This is a genomic window from Pseudomonas sp. (genome assembly GCF_040514055.1).
Lineage (GTDB): Bacteria > Pseudomonadota > Gammaproteobacteria > Pseudomonadales > Pseudomonadaceae > Aquipseudomonas.
Genome location: NZ_JBEVDL010000064.1, coordinates 110,965 through 128,489 on the forward strand (window position 1 = coordinate 110,965; position 17,525 = coordinate 128,489).

Consider the following 17,525-nt stretch of genomic DNA (forward strand, 5'->3'; position numbering starts at 1 on the left):
CCCCTCGGGAAGATACGGAAATGTCGCCGTATCATCGCAACAGCGTTCAGTATTTACAACACTTCGTCTGTAAAACTATTCAGCGTCCGTCGGACCGTCCCGGTACAACAACGGTACCCGGCGCAGGTTGCAAAACAGCTGATACGGGATGGTCGCCGCCCGGGTCGCCACCTCGCTGGCCAGCACCTGCTTGCCCCAGAGCTCGACGCGGCTGCCCAGGCCCGCCTGGGGCAGGTCGGACAAGTCGACCATCAGCATGTCCATCGACACCCGGCCGATCAACCGCGCGGGGTGACCGTCGACACTGAGCGGCGTACCGTTGGGCGCATGCCGTGGATAGCCATCGGCATACCCCAGCGCAACCACCCCGACCCGCGTCGGCCCCGGGGTGAGGAACCGGGCGCCATAACCCACCGGTTCCCCGGCGGCCAGCTGGCGGACGCTGATGATCTTCGATTCGAGGGTCATCACCGGACGCAGCCGCTCGGCTGCTGGCTGGACCTGTTCGAAGGGCGTGGCCCCGTAGAGCATGATGCCGGCACGCGTCCAGTCGCTGGGGATGTCCGGCCAGGCCAGCAGCGCCGGCGAGTTACGCAGGCTGACCGCGCCTACCAGCCCCGCACACGCAGCCTGGAACACCGCCAGCTGATCCAGGCTGCTGGCGCAGTCAGGCTCGTCGGCGCGGGCGAAATGGCTCATCAGGACGATCTCGTCGACCTTGCCACTGCTCAGCAGGCGTTGGTGCGCCACAGGATACTCCGCCGGCGCCAGCCCCACCCGGTGCATGCCCGAGTCCAGTTTGAGCCAGACCCGCAAGGGGCTGCGCAGGGGGCTGCGCTCGATCGCCTCGACCTGCCAGAGCGCATGCACCACGCACCAGAGTCGATGGCGCTCGATCAGCGGCAACTCGTCCGCCTCGAAAAAGCCCTCCAGCAGCAGGATCGGCGCCTGGATGCCCGCCTCCCGCAGCTGCAGGGCTTCCTCGATACAGGCGACGGCAAAACCATCCGCCTCGGGCTCAAGCGCCTGGGCGCAGCGCACCGCGCCATGGCCATAGGCATCGGCCTTGATTACCGCCAGGGTATTGCCGCCGGCCAGTTCACGGGCCAGGCGATAGTTGTGGCGCAGGGCCTGCAGGTCGATCAGGGCACGGGCGGGGCGCATGGGAATTCTCGCGCAAGGGGCCGGGTCAAGGGGACCCGGCGAGGCAAAAGGAAGGATTAACGCTGAGCCGTCACACCGGCCTGAGGCAAGGCGGCCACCACCGACAGCTCGACCAGGATTTCCGGTTCGCAGAGCTTGGCCTCGACCGTCGCCCGCGCCGGCGCCACGCCCGCGGGCAGCCACTGGTCCCAGACCCGGTTCATGCCGGCGAAGTCGGCATCGATATCCTTCAGGTAAATGGTCACGGACAGCAGCCGGGTCTTGTCGGTGCCGGCCTGGTCGAGCAAGGTCTCGATGGCCGCCAGGGTCTCGCGGGTTTGCTGCTCGATGCCGGCAGTCATGTCCTCGCCGACCTGGCCGGCCAGGTACACCGTGCCCTGATGGACGACGATCTGGCTCATACGGGCATTAGTGTGCTGGCGCTGGATGGACATGGGAATCGCTCTCGGGATGGTTGCTGTAACGGGAAATACCCAGGCCTTCGGCGCTGATTTGCGGCCGCTTGCGGGCGATCAGGTCGGCCAGCAGGCGGCCGGACCCACAGGCCATGGTCCAGCCCAGGGTGCCGTGCCCGGTATTGAGGTAAAGGTTGCTGAACGGGGTAGCGCCGACGATCGGCGTACCATCCGGGGTGGTGGGGCGCAGGCCGGTCCAGAATTCCGCGCGCCTCAGGTCACCGCCCTTGGGATAAAGGTCGTTGACGATCATCTCCAGGGTTTCCCGGCGGCGGGGGTTGAGGCTCAGGTCGAAGCCGGCGATCTCGGCCATGCCGCCGACGCGAATGCGCTGGTCGAAACGGGTGATGGCGACCTTGTAGGTCTCGTCGAGGATGGTCGAGGTCGGCGCCATGGCCGGGTCGATGATCGGCACGGTCAGCGAATAACCCTTGAGCGGATAGACCGGCGCCTTGATGCCCAGGGGCTTGAGCAGTTGCGGCGAGAAGCTGCCCAAGGCCAGCACATAGCTGTCGGCGGTTTCCAGCTTGCCATCGATCCAGACGCCGTTGATCCGATTGCCGGCGAAGTCCAGGCGCTCGATGGCTTGGCCGAAGCGGAACTCAACGCCCAGTTGGCGGGCCATCTCGGCCAACTTGGTGGTGAACAATTGGCAATCGCCGGTCTGGTCGTTGGGCAGGCGCAGGGCGCCGGCGAGGATATCGGTCACCGAGGCCAGCGCCGGTTCGACCCGGGCGATCCCGGCGCGGTCCAGCACCTCATAAGGCACACCCGACTGCTGCAGCACGGCGATGTCCTTGGCCGCGTTGTCCAGCTGCGCCTGGGTGCGAAACAGCTGGGTGGTGCCCAGGCTGCGCCCTTCATAGGCGATACCGGTTTCGGCGCGCAGTTCATCCAGGCAGTCGCGGCTGTACTCGGACAACCGCACCATGCGTTCCTTGTTCACCGCATAACGGCTGGCGGTGCAGTTGCGCAGCATCTGCGCCATCCACAGGTACTGGCCGATGTCGGCGGTGACCTTGATCGCCAGCGGCGCATGGCGCTGCAGCAACCACTTGATGGCCTTGAGCGGTACACCTGGCGCGGCCCAGGGCGAGGCATAACCCGGCGACACCTGACCGGCGTTGGCGAAGCTGGTTTCCATCGCAGGCGCGGGCTGGCGGTCGACCACCACCACCTCGAAGCCGGCGCGGGCCAGATAGTAGGCACTGGCGGTACCTATGACACCGCTGCCAAGCACCATTACTCGCATGTCTGCCTCCATCGCCTCGGCGGGTCGCCGGCGTTCGTGATCATGAGCCAAGATGTGCGCAGTATAGGAAGCAATGAGCAGTGCTTTTCACCATATAGATAGCTATATTTGGCGATAATTCTTGGCCAAAACGCTGTTTACAGAGGGGTATTCCCCATGCGCACCCAACATCAGAGCCGCCGCGAGCTGGACAAGATCGACCGCAATATCCTGCGCATCCTGCAAGAGGATGGGCGTATTTCCTTTACCGAGCTGGGCGAACGGGTCGGCCTCTCGACCACCCCCTGTACCGAGCGGGTGCGGCGCCTGGAGCGCGAAGGCATCATCATGGGCTACAACGCCCGGCTCAACCCGCAGCACCTGAAAGCCAATCTGCTGGTGTTCGTGGAGATCAGCCTGGATTACAAATCCGGCGACACCTTCGAGGAATTTCGCCGCGCGGTGTTGAAGTTGCCCCACGTCCTGGAATGCCACCTGGTCAGCGGCGACTTCGATTACCTGGTCAAGGCACGGATTTCCGAAATGGCCTCCTACCGCAAGCTGCTCGGCGACATCCTGCTCAAGCTGCCCCATGTGCGCGAGTCCAAGAGTTACATCGTCATGGAAGAGGTCAAGGAAAGCCTTAACCTGCCCGTCCCCGACTAATCATCCTTAAACCAGCACCTGGCGGGTCGTGGCGATCAAGCGGTGCACCTGCTGCTCCACCTGCGGCTCGATCATCTGCTCCGGACGCCGACCATTGGGGCACGGCAGGCTCGGGGTGGTGCCGAACAGGCGGCAGATCAGCGGTCGCTCGGCATAGACCTCGCAGCCGTGAGGTCCCAGGTGCACGCAGTTCAGCTCGGCCAGCGCGGCATCGTGTTCGGCATCGGTCTTGACCGGCAGCCAGGCCATTTCTTCCGAAGCCGCGGTGACCGGCCCGCAGCAGTCGTGACAACCTGGCACGCAGGCGAAGGACGGGATGCGCAAGCGCAACTGCTCGATGGTGCGGCGGGTGCAGCTCATGGCGAATCCAGTGGTCGGAAGACCATCCATGGTAACAAACGTCGTCTCGGCGGTTGCGCCTTCGGACCTGCGGCCCCGGCGTTTTTTACCCGCCTCTTGGCGACGCAGGGGCCTCACGCTTATGCTGCGTAAAATTTTCCAAACAAAAACCATTAAAAAAACAGGATTTCACACATGAACGCTGGCGTTCGCCCCACTTCCGGCCTCGATGGCCATGCTCCTTCGTATTACGCCGCCAGCGCTAACCGCGACCTCGCCTGCTCCCGCCTGAGCGGCGAGGTTCGCGCCGATGTGTGCATCGTCGGCGGCGGTTTTACCGGGCTGAACACCGCCATCGAGCTGGCCGAGCGCGGGCTCTCGGTGGTGCTGCTGGAGGCACGGCAGATCGGCTGGGGCGCCAGCGGACGCAACGGCGGCCAGCTGATTCGCGGCGTCGGCCACGGCCTCGAGCAGTTCGAAGGCCAACTCGGCCGTGACGGCGTGCGCGAACTCAAGCTGATGGGCCTGGAGGCCGTGGACATCGTTCGTCGCCGCGTGGCCCGGCACGCCATCGACTGCGACCTGAGCTTGGGGTACTGCGACCTGGCGAACAAGCCCCGCGACCTGGACGGTTTTGCCGAGGAAGCGGAGGAACTGCGCGGCCTGGGTTATGCCCACGAACTGCGCCTGGTGCAACCCGCCGACATGGCCAGCGTAGTGGGCTCGACGCGCTATGTCGGTGGCCTGATCGACATGGGCTCCGGCCATCTGCACCCGCTCAACCTGGCGCTCGGCGAAGCGGCGGTGGCCCAGACATTGGGCGTGCAGCTGTTCGAGCACTCGGCGGTCACCCGTATCGACTACGGCAGCGAGGTGCGAGTGCATTCGGCCCAGGGTCTGGTGCGCGCCAAGACCCTGGTGCTGGCCTGCAACGCCTACCTGAATGGCCTGAACCCGCAGCTGGGCGGCAAGGTGTTGCCCGCCGGAAGCTATGTAATCGCCACCGAACCGCTGAGCGAAGCCCAGGCGCGCCAAGTGCTGCCGCAGAACATGGCGGTCTGCGACCAGCGCGTGGCCCTGGATTACTATCGCCTGTCGGCGGACCGCCGCCTGCTGTTCGGCGGCGCCTGTCATTACTCGGGTCGTGACCCGGCGGACATCGCCGCCTATATGCGCCCCAAAATGCTGCAGGTGTTTCCGCAATTGGCACAGTTGCGCATCGACTACCAGTGGGGCGGCATGATCGGCATCGGCGCCAACCGACTGCCGCAGATCGGCCGACTCAAGGAGCAGCCCAATGTGTTTTATGCCCAGGCCTACGCCGGCCACGGGCTCAACGCCACTCACTTGGCCGGGCACCTGCTCGCCGAAGCCATCAGCGGCCAAGCCAGTCGCGGTTTCGACCTGTTCGCCCAGGTGCCGCATATGACGTTTCCCGGCGGCAAACACCTGCGTTCGCCGCTGCTGGCGCTGGGCATGCTCTGGCACCGGCTCAAAGAGCTGGTTTAGGCCCTTAGGCGCCCCAGTGCGTTACCGGCGCCGCGGACTAGAGTTTCCAGAACGGCAGCTCGGCTTCCGCCCGGGCCTGGTCGAGCGTAAGGCCGATATCCTGCAACTGAGCCGCGTCCAGCTCCAGCAGACGCCGACGCGTGCTCAGCCGCCGCCAGAACTGCCCCAGACGGCTTTCACAGGGTGTACCGGGCGCCGCGCCACAGGCCACACGCGGGCGACCGTCCTGGTCCAACTCGTGGGCCCTTAATGTCAGTCGTGGATCGCTGTAGCCGCTCATCGTCGTCTCCTGTTGACAGGTGCCATGGGAGTTCATGATGACGAGAACGGAAAAACCGTGACAGATTCAAAAACAGAGTTTTAAATTCATACAGATCCGCTTTCCAGGCCGCTGAATGGTGAATTAGTCAGCCATCTGTGCTGGTTTTGAAACAGACGATACTTCAGGGGAGCCGCAACTGTCATGAGTCTCTACGTCGACCTGGCCGCGCTGCTCGGCACGCGCATCGAACAAGGCCTGTACCGCCCCGGCGACCGCCTGCCGTCGGTACGCGCGCTGAGCCTGGAGCACGGGGTCAGTCTGAGCACGGTCCAACAGGCCTATCGGTTGCTGGAAGACAACGGCCTGGCCTCGCCGCGCCCCAAGTCCGGGTACTTCGTCCCGGCCCTGCGCCAGATGCCCGCGCTGCCAGCGATCAGCCGTACGGCCCAGCGCCCGGTCGAGGTGTCACAGTGGGAGCATGTGCTGGAGCTGATCAGTATCCCACCCGGTCGTGACCAGGTGCTCCAGCTCGGGCGCGGCCGGCCGGATATCGGTGGCCCCACCCTCAAGCCGCTGTTGCGCTCGTTATCACGCCTGAGCCGACGCCAGGACCTCAACAGCCTGACCTACGGCGGCATCCATGGCGACCAGACGCTGCGCGAGCAGGTGTCGCGCCTGGTGCTCGACTCGGGCTGTCGGATCCCCTACCAGGACATCGTCATCACCAGCGGCTGCCACGAAGCGCTGTCGGCGGCCATTCGCGCCATTTGCGAGCCCGGTGACATTGTCGCGGTCGATTCACCGAGTTTTCACGGAGTCATGCAGGCGCTGAAGGGCTTCGGCATGAAAGCCCTGGAGCTGCCAACCGATCCCCTTACCGGTATCAGTCTGGAAGCCCTGGAGCTGGCGCTGGAGCAGTGGCCGATCAAGCTGATCCAGCTCACACCGACCTGCAACAACCCCCTGGGCTACATCATGCCGGACGCCCACAAGCGCGCCCTGGTGGCCCTCGCCCAACGCTACGACGTGGCGATCCTGGAGGACGATGTCTACGGCGAGCTGGCCTACAGCTACCCGCGTCCGCGCACCATCAAGTCCTACGACGAGGACGGCCGCGTGCTGCTGTGCAGCTCCTTTTCCAAAACCCTCGCACCCGGCCTGCGCATTGGCTGGATAGCCCCGGGGCGCTATCTGGACCGTGTGCTGCACATGAAATACATGGGCACCGGCAGCACCGCGCAGTTGCCGCAACTGGCCCTGGCCGAATTTATCGCCGGCGGCCACTACGAGCCGCACCTGCGCCGCATGCGCAGCCAGTACGCGCGCAGCCGCGACCTGATGATCGACTGGGTGACCCGCTATTTTCCGCCTGGCACGCGGGTCAGTCGTCCTCAAGGCAGCTTCCTGCTGTGGATCGAGCTGGACGACACCTTCGATACCCTGCGCCTGAACCGGGCCCTGCTGCCGCATAACATCCAGATCGCCCCGGGCTGCATTTTTTCCGCCGCCGGTAAATACCGCAATTGCCTGCGTATCAACTATGCCGCCGCGCCCAGCCCGGGTATCGAGCAGGCCGTGCGCACGGTCGGCGAAACGGTGGCGGCGCTGCTTGCGCAGGCTTAGGGCCTGTTGAGACTATGCGCGCGGGCACGTGTGGCCAGCGTACAAAAGTCCTACTCTGAATTAAGTTCGAAGCGTAACGTCCAAACCGCGTGTGGAGAGTTTGCCTCGGAGGTCCGGTGCCGATCCGTCGTAGGTTACCGCTGGTGCTGTGCCTGAGCTGTATCCTCGCTGGATGCACCCATCAGGTGCCCCGGGTGCCGTCTCAGGCGCTGCTCCCCGGGAGTTCGCCCTTTGGCGCGGCCATCGAACGACGCGCCGCGCCCCATGAAGGCCGTTCGGGTTTCCGCCTGCTGCCCAACAGCCGCGAGGCGTTCCGCGCCCGTGCCGAGCTGACCCGCGCCGCCAGGCACAGCCTCGACCTGCAGTACTACATCGTGCACGACGGGCTGAGCACCCAGGCGCTGCTGGCCGAGTTGTTGCAAGCCGCCGATCGCGGGGTGCGGGTCCGGCTGCTGCTGGACGACACCGCCAGTGATGGCAAGGACTATCAGATCGCAGTGCTGGCGGCGCACCCCAATATCGAGGTGCGGGTGTTCAATCCCTTGCACCTGGGCCGCAAATTCGGCGTCACCCGCACCCTCAGCCGCCTGCTGAACCTGTCGCGCCAGCACCGGCGCATGCACAACAAACTCTGGCTGGCCGATAACAGCGCGGCCATCGTCGGCGGGCGCAACCTGGGCGATGAGTATTTCGGCGTCGAACGCGGGCTGAATTTCACCGATATCGATCTGCTCGGGGTGGGTCCGGTGGCCGCGCAGCTGGGCGAGAGTTTCGATCAGTACTGGAACAGCGCCCTGAGCAAACCCATCCAGCAATTCGTCTGGCGCGTGCCCTCAACAGAGGCGCTGGATGAGCTGCGCGCCACGGTGAACGCCCGCCTGGACGAGGCCCGGCGCACGCAACTACCGCTCTACGATCGGTTGATGGCCTACCGGCAAGACCCGCAGCTGCAGACCTGGTTGCAGGAGCTGATCTGGGCTCATGGCCAGGCCCTCTGGGATGCCCCAAGCAAGGTATTGGCTCGGGATGTGCCCGATCCTCACCTGCTGCTGACCACGCAGCTGGCGCCGCACCTGGCGCAGGCCAAGCAAGAACTGATGCTGATTTCCGCCTACTTCGTGCCGGCCCGCGAGGGGCTCGACTACCTGACCAGGCGGGCCGACGAGGGCGTGCATATTCGCCTGCTGACCAACGCCCTGGAAGCCACCGATGTACCGGCGGTGCACGGCGGTTACGCGCCCTACCGTGCCACGCTGTTGGCCCATGGCATCCGCCTGTTCGAGCTGCGCCGGCAACCGGACGAGAACCCCAACTACAGCCTCAGCGGCTCATCGGAGTCGAGCCTGCACAGCAAGGCGATGATCTTCGATCGGCAAAAAGTCTTTATCGGTTCGTTCAACTTCGATCCACGCTCGGTGCTGTGGAATACCGAGGTCGGTGTGGTGGTCGACAGCCCGCAGCTGACCGCCGCCGTGCGCGCGCTGACCGAGCAGGGCATGGCGCCGACCGTCAGCTACGAGGTGCGCCTGGCGCCCGCAGGGAACGCCGGACAGCTGGTGTGGATCGCCGAGGACCAGGGTCGCCCCATCGTGCTGGAGCAGGAGCCAGGCGGTTTCTGGCGTCACTTCAATGCCTGGCTGGCCGAAGCCGTGGGCCTGGAGCGTATGTTATAGGGCCTGTTGACACTGGCCCTCAGTCGCTCAGGACCAGCCCTGCCGGTGTTTCATCGAACGCCCCGCGGCGCCAGGCCAACCAGACGAACAGCGCGGCCCCCGCTGCCATTATCCAGGCCAGGGCATGACCGCTCAACCACTGGCTGCCGGCACCGGTCGCCAGGGGCCCGAGCAGGCAACCGACGCCCCAGAGCACCGCAATATGGGCGTTGGCGCGCACCAGCGCAGCATCGCGAAAACGCTCGCCAATCAGGATCAGCGAAAGGGTATAGAGCCCTCCTGCACTGGCACCGAACAGCACCAACAATGGCCAGATCCAGACGCCGTGCAGCAGCCACGGCAGGCCCAGACTGCTTAGCAGCAAGCCGACGCCACAGAGGCGGAACAAACGCGGGCGCGGCATACGGTCAGCCAACCAGCCGATCGGCAACTGCAACAGCGCCTCGCCCACCACCACCACGCTGGCCATCCACAGCGCCCGATCCTGGTCGAAGCCCTCGCGCAGCATGTACAGGGGGAACAGCGTCAGCACCATGGCCTCGAACGCGGCGAACAACACCACCGCCCAGGCAATCGCCGGCCGTTGCCGACAGAAGTCGACGAAGCCACCAGACAAGCTGCCGGCGGCAATCCCGGGCGCACCGCCGCGCCCCAGCAACAGCAGGCTGGCGCTGGCCAGCAAGGCGGCGGCGAACCAGAATCCGCGATTGTCGGCCGTACCCAGCAGCACCAAGAGCAAGGGCCCACACAGCTGACTGACGGCAAAGCCGGTGCCATAGAGCGCCACCAGGCGGCCGCGTAACCGGTCCGGCACCAGTTGGTTGATCCAGCTCTCGCCCAGGACAAACACCAGGGTCAGGGCCACGCCGATCAGCAGTCGCAACAGCAACCACAGGCCGTAGGATGGCCAAATAGCCAAGAGCGCCACCGACAGCCCGCTGCTCAGCAGGCACAGGCTCAGCGTGCGCGGCGTGCCCAGCTGGCGCGCCAAGGGCGCCGCCAGGCGCGCGCCGAGCAGTACGCCGACAGCCGGCATGGCGGCCATGATGCCGATGGCAAACGCACCATGACCACTGCTTTCCAGGCGCAAGGACACCAGCGGCAAGCTGACCCCCAGCGCCAGGCCAACGCTGATCACCGCCGCGCAGACCGCGAAATAACTGTCCCAACGCATGCACCGCTCCTGACTCGATGGCGCACTCGACAACAAAACGGCCGCGCGCCCGATCAGGGACGCGCGGCCGCAGGATGATCCTGGCGCGTAAGGCTTACAGCTTGATCCAGGTGGCCTTCAGCTCGGTGTACTTGTCGAAGGCGTGCAACGACTTGTCACGGCCGTTGCCCGACTGTTTGAAACCGCCAAACGGGGCGGTCATGTCGCCGCCATCGTACTGGTTGACCCAGACGCTGCCAGCACGCAAGGCCTTGGCGGTCAGGTGCGCCTTGGACAGGTTGGAGGTCCACAGCGCCGCCGCCAGGCCGTAGGGCGAGTCGTTGGCGATCTGAATGGCCTGCTCCACGGTATCGAAGGCGATCACCGCCAGGACCGGCCCGAAAATCTCTTCACGGGCGATCTTCATCGCGTTGTCCACGCCGTCGAAGATGGTCGGCTCCACATAGGTGCCGCCGGTTTCCTGAAGGGTGCGCTTACCACCGGCGACCAGGGTCGCGCCGTCGGCGTGGCCGGCCTCGATATAGGCCAGTACGTTGTCCAGTTGCTGGCTGTCCACCAGCGCTCCAACGTTGGTGGCCGGGTCCAGCGGGTTGCCCGGTTTCCAGCTTTTCAACGCCTCGATCACCAGGGGCACAAAGCGCTCCTTAATCGAACGCTCGACCAGCAGGCGCGAGCCGGCGGTGCAGACCTCACCCTGGTTGAAGGCAATGGCGCCAGCGGCCGATTCGGCGGCGGCCTGCAGATCCGGCGCATCGGCGAAGACGATATTGGGGCTCTTGCCGCCCGCCTCCAGCCAGACCCGTTTCATGTTCGACTCGCCAGCGTAGATCATCAGCTGCTTGGCGATCTTGGTCGAACCGGTGAAGACCAGGGTGTCGACATCCATGTGCAGGGCCAGGGCCTTGCCGACGGTATGGCCAAAACCCGGCAGCACGTTGAGCACGCCGGCCGGAATACCGGCGTCGATGGCCAGCTGGGCGATACGAATGGCGGTCAGCGGCGATTTCTCCGACGGTTTGAGAATCACCGAGTTACCGCTGGACAAGGCCGGGCCGAGTTTCCAGCAGCTCATCAGCAGCGGGAAGTTCCACGGCACGATGGCCGCCACCACACCAATCGGCTCGCGGGTCACCAGACCCAGCTCGTTATGCGGCGTGGCGGCCACCTCGTCGTAGATCTTGTCGATCGCCTCGCCGCTCCAACGAATCGCCCGCGCGGCACTGGGCACATCGACCGCCAGCGCATCGCTGATCGGCTTGCCCATGTCCAGGGTCTCCAGCAGCGCCAGCTCCTCGGCATGGGCCTCCAGCAGGTCGGCGAAGCGGATCATTACCGCCTTGCGCGCCACCGGCGCCAGGCGCGACCAGACGCCCGACTCGAACGTGCGCCGGGCCGACTGCACGGCGCGCTCGGCATCCGCCGCAGCGCAACTGGCGACCTGCCCCAGCACACGGCCATCGATCGGGCTGATGCACTCGAACGTTGCGGCATCGACGGCCGCGGTATATTCGCCATGGATAAACGCACGGCCTTCGATCACCAGGCGCTGGGCACGCTGTTCCCAGTCGGCACGGGTCAAGCTGGTCATTTGAACGTCCTCTCGTCGGAAGGCGGCGCGGCGCTCGGCTCACGCGCACTGTCAATTATTCTGCAAGGCTGCACACGGCCCTACGTGGCGACAACACTAAACCAGAGGGCCTCGGATTTTCAATATATTTGACAGATAACGGCAAAACCGCCTTGTCATGTTCGTTTTATTAAACATAGACTTTGAAAAAGTGGCCACCTCCAGTCGTAACCCTCCGTGCGACCGGCCCAGGCAGGCCCGTGCGCCGAAAACCCACCTTGCGACGGCACCTGCCGCCGCTCTCACCGCCTGGACATGCAGATGAGCCTCGATACCATCATCGACTTCGCAGACAACCCCGCCAGCCCGGAGCAGTACCATCCAGCGCCGCACAAGGTCCTCAAGGGCGATCCCGCCCAGAGTGTGCGCAACCATTACGGCAGCCCCTGCGGGCAGTTCAACGCGGGCATCTGGGAAGGGGCCATTGGCCAGTGGACGGTGCAGTACAGCGAGCACGAATACTGCGAGATTCTGCAGGGTGTGTCGGTGCTGCGCGACGAGCGGGGCCAGAGCAAGACCTTGCGTGCCGGCGACCGCTTTGTGATCCCGGCAGGCTTCTCGGGCACCTGGGAAGTGCTGGAGCCCTGTCGCAAGGTCTACGTGATCTTCGAGCAGGCGCCGCACTGACGGGTGAGCTCCTCGGGGCATAAAAAAACCCGCCAGAAGGCGGGTTTTCAGGTGCAGGATCAATTACTTGATCTTGGCTTCCTTGTACATCACGTGCTGGCGAACAACCGGATCGAATTTTTTGATTTCGATTTTATCCGGAGTAGTGCGCTTGTTCTTGTCGGTGGTGTAGAAGTGGCCAGTACCGGCGCTCGACACCAAACGGATTAATTCACGCATGACTTGCTCCTTAAACCTTGTCGCCGCGTTTGCGGATTTCAGCCAGCACCACGTCGATGCCACGCTTGTCGATGATGCGCATGCCCTTGGCGGTTACGCGCAGACGCACGAAACGCTTTTCAGACTCGACCCAGAAGCGGTGATGCTGCAGGTTCGGCAGGAAACGACGGCGGGTTTTGTTGTTGGCGTGGGAAATGTTATTCCCGGTTACCGGACCCTTACCGGTAACTTGACAGACTCTCGACATACCTCAGCCCTCTAAAACCACATGCCCAACCCGGCATGGGTTGGCCGCTTAATCTCTGTTATTCGGCGCTGGGCGCCGCGTTTCGTCAGGGTCTTACCGGTCACACCTAACCAGCGAAGGAACCGGGCCCCTAGAAAAGAGCGCTGCTTTATACCAGAAAGACCAGAATGCAACAAGGATTGCCGCAGGAAAAACCCAAATACCTCATGACTTTCCCACGGCCACGCCCGCCTGGCTGGCCGCCATCGACTTTGACCGTTCGTCGCTGCAAGGCGATTGTCCTGGGCGCCGCCTTGGTCTAGGGTAGGTCTTCACCCGCGTACCCGAGCACGGATCGCCTATTTGCAATAGGAGTTTGCCATGCGCTTCGCCGCCCTACCGCTGTTATTCGCACCCTTGTTCGCCCAGGCAGCCACACTCAGTGTCTGCACCGAAGCCAGCCCCGAAGGGTTCGACGTGGTGCAGTACAACTCGCTGACCACCACCAATGCCTCGGCCGATGTACTGATGAACCGCCTGGTGGAGTTCGACGCCAGCAGCGGCAGCCTGCAACCGAGCCTGGCCCAAAGCTGGCAGGTGTCGGCGGACGGACTGACCTACAGCTTCAAGCTGCAACCTGGCGTACGCTTTCACCAGACCGGGTATTTCAGCCCCAGCCGCGAGCTGAATGCCGAGGATGTGCTGTTCAGCTTCCAGCGCATGCTGGATCCCCAACACCCCTGGCACAAGGTGGCGCAAAGCGGCTTTCCCCATGCCCAGTCGATGCAGTGGCCCAAGCTGATCCGCAGCGTGGAGGCGCCCGACCCCTTGACCGTGCGGGTGACCCTGACGCAACCCGATGCCACCTTCCTGGCCAGCCTGAGCATGGGCTTTGCCTCCATCTACTCGGCCGAATACGCCGCCCAGCTGCTGGCAGCTGGCACGCCGCAAACACTCAACGCGCAACCGATCGGCACCGGGCCCTTTGTCTTCAAGCGCTTTCAGAAAGATGCCGTTGTGCGTTACGCGGCCCACCCGCACTATTTCGCTGGCAAGCCCGCGGTGGACGAACTGCTGTTCGCCATCACCCCCGATGCCAATGTGCGGCTGCAGAAATTGCGTCAGGGCGAATGCCAGGTCGCCTTGTCACCGAAACCCCAGGATGTGCGGGTCGCGGTCACCGACAAGGCGCTGGAAGCGGTTGGCACCTCGGCTTTTATGACCGCTTTCGTCGCACTCAATACTCAGCATCCACCGCTGGATCGTCCCCAGGTACGCCAGGCCATCAACCTGGCGTTCGACAAGGCCAGCTACCTCACGGCGGTCTTCGAGGGCAGTGCCCGGGCCGCCAGCGGACCCTATCCGCCCAGTACCTGGGGTTATGCCAAGGACTTGCGCGGCTACGTCTATGACCCTGCCCGCGCCCGCGCCCTGCTGGCCGAGGCGGGACTCAAGGAGGGTTTCGACACCACGATCTGGACCCGTCCCTCGGGCAGCCTGCTCAACCCCAACCCCAGCCTGGGTGCGCAATTGCTGCAGGCCGACCTGGCCAAAGTGGGCATTCGCGCGACGATACAGGTGATCGAGTGGGGCGAGCTGATCCGCCGCGCCAAGGCTGGCGAACATGACCTGCTGTTTATGGGCTGGGCCGGCGACAACGGCGATCCGGACAACTTCCTCACCCCGCAGTTTTCCTGCGCCGCGGTGACCTCCGGGACCAACTTCGCCCGCTACTGTGAGCCGACGCTGGATGGCCTGATCAACGATGGCAAGCGCACCGCCGACCAGGCCACACGCGCCAGGCTGTACCAGCAGGCTCAGCAGCTGATCGAACAGCAGGCGCTGTGGCTGCCGCTGGCCCACCCAACCGCAACCGCGCTGATTCGCCGCGAGGTCAAGGGTTACCAGGTCAGCCCGTTCGGACGGCAGAGTTTCGCTGGCGTAAGCCTGGCCCGCTAACCCGACCCTTGCCCACGAACCGGTGTACACCGCCCCCATGGCGGTTCCCCGAAGCGAATTTAGCCTAAAGCCATCCGTATTCGGCCAGGGACAGCGGCTCGCCATCACCGACGATAAAATGGTCGAGCACCCGCACATCGATCAGCCCCAGGGCCTCCTTGAGGCGCTGGGTCAGCACGCGATCGGCCTGACTCGGCTCGGCCACACCGGAGGGGTGGTTGTGGGTCAGGATCAACGCCGCGGCGTTATGCGCCAGCGCCCGTTTGACCACCTGCCGCGGGTAGACGCTAGCGCTGTCGATGGAGCCCTGAAACAACGCCTCGAATGCCAGCACCCGGTGCTTGGCATCCAAAAACAGGCAGCCGAACACCTCATGGGGCTCGTGTCGCAACAGGGCCTTGAGGTAATCGCGCACCGCTTGCGGGCTTTCCAGCGCCGAATGGCGCTGCAGACGCTCGGCCAAGTGTCGCCGTGCCATCTCCAGCACGGCTTGCAGTTGGGCGAACTTGGCCGGCCCCAGCCCCAGGCGCCGGACAAAATTTGACTGGTCGGCTTCGAGCAGCGGGCGCAAACCACCGAAGTCCGTCAGCAGCTGGCGCGCCAGGTCCACCGCCGTTTGCCCGGCGACTCCGGTACGCAAAAAAATGGCCAGCAGCTCGGCATCACTCAACATCGCCGCACCCTGGTCGAGAAGCTTCTCCCGCGGACGTTCCGCCGCGGGCCAATGGCGAATGCTCATGGCACCTCCGTGTCGAGCAGGTCCGCTGTTCCGGCACGGACGCTGTGCTATCTTAGCCCAACTTTTGCGCGGCGATTGGCCTGGGGAGGCGTCGTTGCCGCGGTGCACTTTCACCCTATAAAAGGCAGGCCTATGCAGCGGCTGTACCGCAAACGCATCGTTCTCGGCGTGGGGGGCGGCATTGCCGCCTACAAGAGCGCGGAGTTGGTTCGCCGACTGCGCGACCAGGGCGCCGACGTCCATGTGGTGATGACACGCGGGGGGCGCGAGTTCATCACGCCACTGACCTTGCAGGCGCTTTCCGGCCATCCGGTGCACCTGGACCTGCTTGACCCGGCGGCAGAAGCCGCCATGGGCCATATCGAACTGGCGCGCTGGGCTGATCTGGTGTTGATCGCGCCGGCCACAGCCGACCTGATGGCACGCCTGGCCCAGGGGGTGGCCGACGACCTGCTGACCACCCTGGTGCTCGCCACCGACGCCCCGGTCGCCCTGGCACCGGCAATGAACCAGGCCATGTGGCGCGACCCTGCCACCCAGGCCAACAGCCAGACGCTGCTGCAACGCGGCCTGCACCTGTTCGGACCGGGTTCTGGCAGCCAGGCCTGCGGCGATGTGGGCCTGGGGCGGATGCTGGAAGCCGAGGAACTGACCCAACGCGCCGCCGATTGCTTTCAGCGTCAGAGCCTGACCGGCCACCATGTGCTGATCACGGCCGGTCCGACCCAGGAAAACATCGACCCGGTGCGCTACATCACCAACCACAGCTCCGGCAAAATGGGCTTTGCCCTCGCCGAAGCCGCAGCCGAGGCAGGCGCTCGGGTGACCCTGATCACCGGCCCCGTTCACTTGCCGACGCCCGATCGGGTCGAACGCATCGATGTGGTCAGCGCCCGTGACATGCTGGCCGCCTGCGAGGCCGCCATGCCCTGTGACCTGCTGATTGCCGCCGCGGCGGTGGCCGACTATCGCCCGGAAGTTGTGGCCCAGCACAAACTGAAGAAAGACCCGAGCACCGGCGATGGCCTGCTCCTGCAAATGGTGCGCAACCCGGATATCCTCGCCACCCTGGCCGGCCGCAGCGATCGACCCTTCAGCGTCGGCTTCGCCGCCGAAACGGAGAATCTGCTGAACTATGCTGCACGCAAGCTCAAGGACAAGAACCTCGACCTGATAGTCGCCAATGACGTCGCCAACCCGAGCATTGGTTTCAACAGCGAGGAAAATGCCATTACCGTTATCGATCGCGACCTGCACCAGAACAGCTTCGCCCAGACCAGCAAGGGCAAGATTGCCCGGCAACTGGTTGCTTTTATCGCCGGCCGCCTCAATCAGGTTTAACCATGCACGCTTTGCAAGCCAAGATTCTCGACCCGCGCCTGGGTCACGATTTCCCCCTGCCCCACTACGCCACGCCAGGCTCGGCGGGCCTCGACCTGCGCGCCATGCTGCAGGAAGACCTGGTGCTCGAGCCCGGCCAGACCCAGCTGCTGCCGACCGGCCTGTCGATCCATATCGGCGATCCCGGGCTGGCGGCACTGATCCTGCCGCGCTCAGGCCTGGGGCACAAACACGGCATCGTGCTCGGCAATCTGGTCGGATTGATCGATTCGGATTACCAAGGCGAATTGATGGTGTCGTGCTGGAACCGCGGTCACAGCCCTTTTACCGTGGCGGTGGGCGAACGTATCGCACAGCTGGTCCTGGTACCGGTGGTGCAGGCGCATTTCGAGCTGGTGGAGCAGTTCGACGACAGTCGGGGACACCTCAGCCAACGCGGCGCGGGCGGCTTCGGCCACTCCGGTAGCCACTGAACCACTCCATTCAGGACGAATTGCCGAGGAGGCCGCCCGTGAAATTATTCAAGCGCACCACCGCCCATGCAGAGCCCGAGCCGCTGGTCATAGACAGCCCACCCGGCAAACCGAGCAAGGCCTCGATCGCCGCGGGCCTCGACCTGCATGCCTTGCTACCCGGCCTGGGCCCGGTGCTGGGCGGCCTGCTGCTCGCCGGCGCCTTGCTCGGATTCGGC

Annotated in this window: 18 protein-coding genes; 8 read left to right on the plus strand and 10 right to left on the minus strand. The window is 64.7% G+C overall.

All coding sequences use genetic code 11. The features are described 5' to 3' along the window. Positions 1–75: 75 nt before the first annotated feature. From alr to dadA, 3 genes are read right to left on the minus strand one after another with little or no spacing between them, the layout of a single operon-like run. Positions 76–1,164, minus strand: coding sequence for an alanine racemase (gene alr / locus ABWY06_RS15245; protein WP_353926406.1), 1,089 nt, complete (start codon positions 1,162–1,164; stop codon positions 76–78). A gap of 56 nt (positions 1,165–1,220) precedes the next feature. Further along, positions 1,221–1,598 (minus strand): RidA family protein, encoded by a 378-nt coding sequence (locus ABWY06_RS15250; RefSeq protein WP_353926407.1) that lies wholly within the window; start codon positions 1,596–1,598, stop codon positions 1,221–1,223. Next, positions 1,573–2,871 (minus strand): D-amino acid dehydrogenase, encoded by a 1,299-nt coding sequence (gene dadA / locus ABWY06_RS15255; protein ID WP_353926408.1) that lies wholly within the window; start codon positions 2,869–2,871, stop codon positions 1,573–1,575. The genes ABWY06_RS15250 and dadA overlap by 26 nt, the downstream gene beginning before the upstream one ends. A gap of 156 nt (positions 2,872–3,027) precedes the next feature. Between dadA and dadR the strand changes: the two genes are divergently transcribed. Next, a complete protein-coding gene (gene dadR, locus ABWY06_RS15260; RefSeq protein ID WP_353926409.1) occupies positions 3,028–3,516 on the plus strand; it encodes a transcriptional regulator DadR in 489 nt (162 codons plus the stop codon). 6 nt (positions 3,517–3,522) lie between these two features. On the opposite strand, the gene ABWY06_RS15265 is transcribed toward dadR, so the two are convergent. Further along, complete coding sequence (locus ABWY06_RS15265; protein ID WP_353926410.1) at positions 3,523–3,876, minus strand: YkgJ family cysteine cluster protein; 354 nt, start codon at positions 3,874–3,876, stop codon at positions 3,523–3,525. A gap of 174 nt (positions 3,877–4,050) precedes the next feature. Here ABWY06_RS15265 and ABWY06_RS15270 point away from each other — a divergent pair, with 174 nt between their 5' ends. Next, complete coding sequence (locus tag ABWY06_RS15270) at positions 4,051–5,364, plus strand: NAD(P)/FAD-dependent oxidoreductase (RefSeq protein WP_353926411.1); 1,314 nt, start codon at positions 4,051–4,053, stop codon at positions 5,362–5,364. A gap of 37 nt (positions 5,365–5,401) precedes the next feature. Here the strand turns inward: ABWY06_RS15270 and ABWY06_RS15275 are convergent, their stop codons facing one another. Continuing rightward, the gene (locus ABWY06_RS15275) at positions 5,402–5,644 is read right to left on the minus strand and encodes a DUF1127 domain-containing protein (RefSeq protein WP_353926412.1); all 243 of its coding nucleotides are present in this window, start codon (positions 5,642–5,644) and stop codon (positions 5,402–5,404) included. Positions 5,645–5,827: 183 nt separating this feature from the next. On the opposite strand from ABWY06_RS15275, the gene ABWY06_RS15280 reads away from it, so the two are divergent. Then, the gene (locus ABWY06_RS15280; protein ID WP_353926413.1) at positions 5,828–7,249 is read left to right on the plus strand and encodes an aminotransferase-like domain-containing protein; all 1,422 of its coding nucleotides are present in this window, start codon (positions 5,828–5,830) and stop codon (positions 7,247–7,249) included. Between the two features lie 116 nt (positions 7,250–7,365). Next, positions 7,366–8,922, plus strand: coding sequence for a phospholipase D family protein (locus tag ABWY06_RS15285; protein WP_353926414.1), 1,557 nt, complete (start codon positions 7,366–7,368; stop codon positions 8,920–8,922). Positions 8,923–8,941: 19 nt separating this feature from the next. Here the strand turns inward: ABWY06_RS15285 and ABWY06_RS15290 are convergent, their stop codons facing one another. Both ABWY06_RS15290 and ABWY06_RS15295 read right to left on the minus strand, forming a co-directional pair. Beyond that, positions 8,942–10,096 carry an MFS transporter gene (locus ABWY06_RS15290; RefSeq protein ID WP_353926415.1) on the minus strand — a complete coding sequence of 385 codons (1,155 nt, stop codon included), beginning with the start codon at positions 10,094–10,096 and terminating at the stop codon, positions 8,942–8,944. Positions 10,097–10,190: 94 nt separating this feature from the next. After that, positions 10,191–11,684, minus strand: a complete 1,494-nt coding sequence (locus ABWY06_RS15295) for an aldehyde dehydrogenase (RefSeq protein ID WP_353926416.1) — start codon at positions 11,682–11,684, stop codon at positions 10,191–10,193. Between the two features lie 300 nt (positions 11,685–11,984). Between ABWY06_RS15295 and ABWY06_RS15300 the strand changes: the two genes are divergently transcribed. Beyond that, on the plus strand, positions 11,985–12,350 hold the full coding sequence (locus ABWY06_RS15300; RefSeq protein WP_353926417.1) for a cupin domain-containing protein: 366 nt from the start codon (positions 11,985–11,987) through the stop codon (positions 12,348–12,350). 63 nt (positions 12,351–12,413) lie between these two features. Here the strand turns inward: ABWY06_RS15300 and rpmG are convergent, their stop codons facing one another. Further along, on the minus strand, positions 12,414–12,569 hold the full coding sequence (gene rpmG / locus ABWY06_RS15305; RefSeq protein ID WP_353926418.1) for a 50S ribosomal protein L33: 156 nt from the start codon (positions 12,567–12,569) through the stop codon (positions 12,414–12,416). A gap of 10 nt (positions 12,570–12,579) precedes the next feature. After that, positions 12,580–12,816: a 50S ribosomal protein L28 gene (gene rpmB, locus ABWY06_RS15310; protein ID WP_353926419.1), complete on the minus strand. Its 237-nt coding sequence runs from the start codon at positions 12,814–12,816 to the stop codon at positions 12,580–12,582. A gap of 360 nt (positions 12,817–13,176) precedes the next feature. Here rpmB and ABWY06_RS15315 point away from each other — a divergent pair, with 360 nt between their 5' ends. Beyond that, complete coding sequence (locus tag ABWY06_RS15315) at positions 13,177–14,754, plus strand: ABC transporter substrate-binding protein (RefSeq protein ID WP_353926420.1); 1,578 nt, start codon at positions 13,177–13,179, stop codon at positions 14,752–14,754. Positions 14,755–14,818: 64 nt separating this feature from the next. Here ABWY06_RS15315 and radC read toward each other — a convergent pair whose 3' ends face one another. After that, positions 14,819–15,493 carry a RadC family protein gene (gene radC, locus ABWY06_RS15320; protein WP_353926421.1) on the minus strand — a complete coding sequence of 225 codons (675 nt, stop codon included), beginning with the start codon at positions 15,491–15,493 and terminating at the stop codon, positions 14,819–14,821. 132 nt (positions 15,494–15,625) lie between these two features. Between radC and coaBC the strand changes: the two genes are divergently transcribed. Continuing rightward, positions 15,626–16,834, plus strand: coding sequence for a bifunctional phosphopantothenoylcysteine decarboxylase/phosphopantothenate--cysteine ligase CoaBC (gene coaBC, locus ABWY06_RS15325; protein ID WP_353926422.1), 1,209 nt, complete (start codon positions 15,626–15,628; stop codon positions 16,832–16,834). 2 nt (positions 16,835–16,836) lie between these two features. After that, a complete protein-coding gene (gene dut / locus ABWY06_RS15330; protein ID WP_353926423.1) occupies positions 16,837–17,307 on the plus strand; it encodes a dUTP diphosphatase in 471 nt (156 codons plus the stop codon). Positions 17,308–17,525 lie beyond the last annotated feature (218 nt).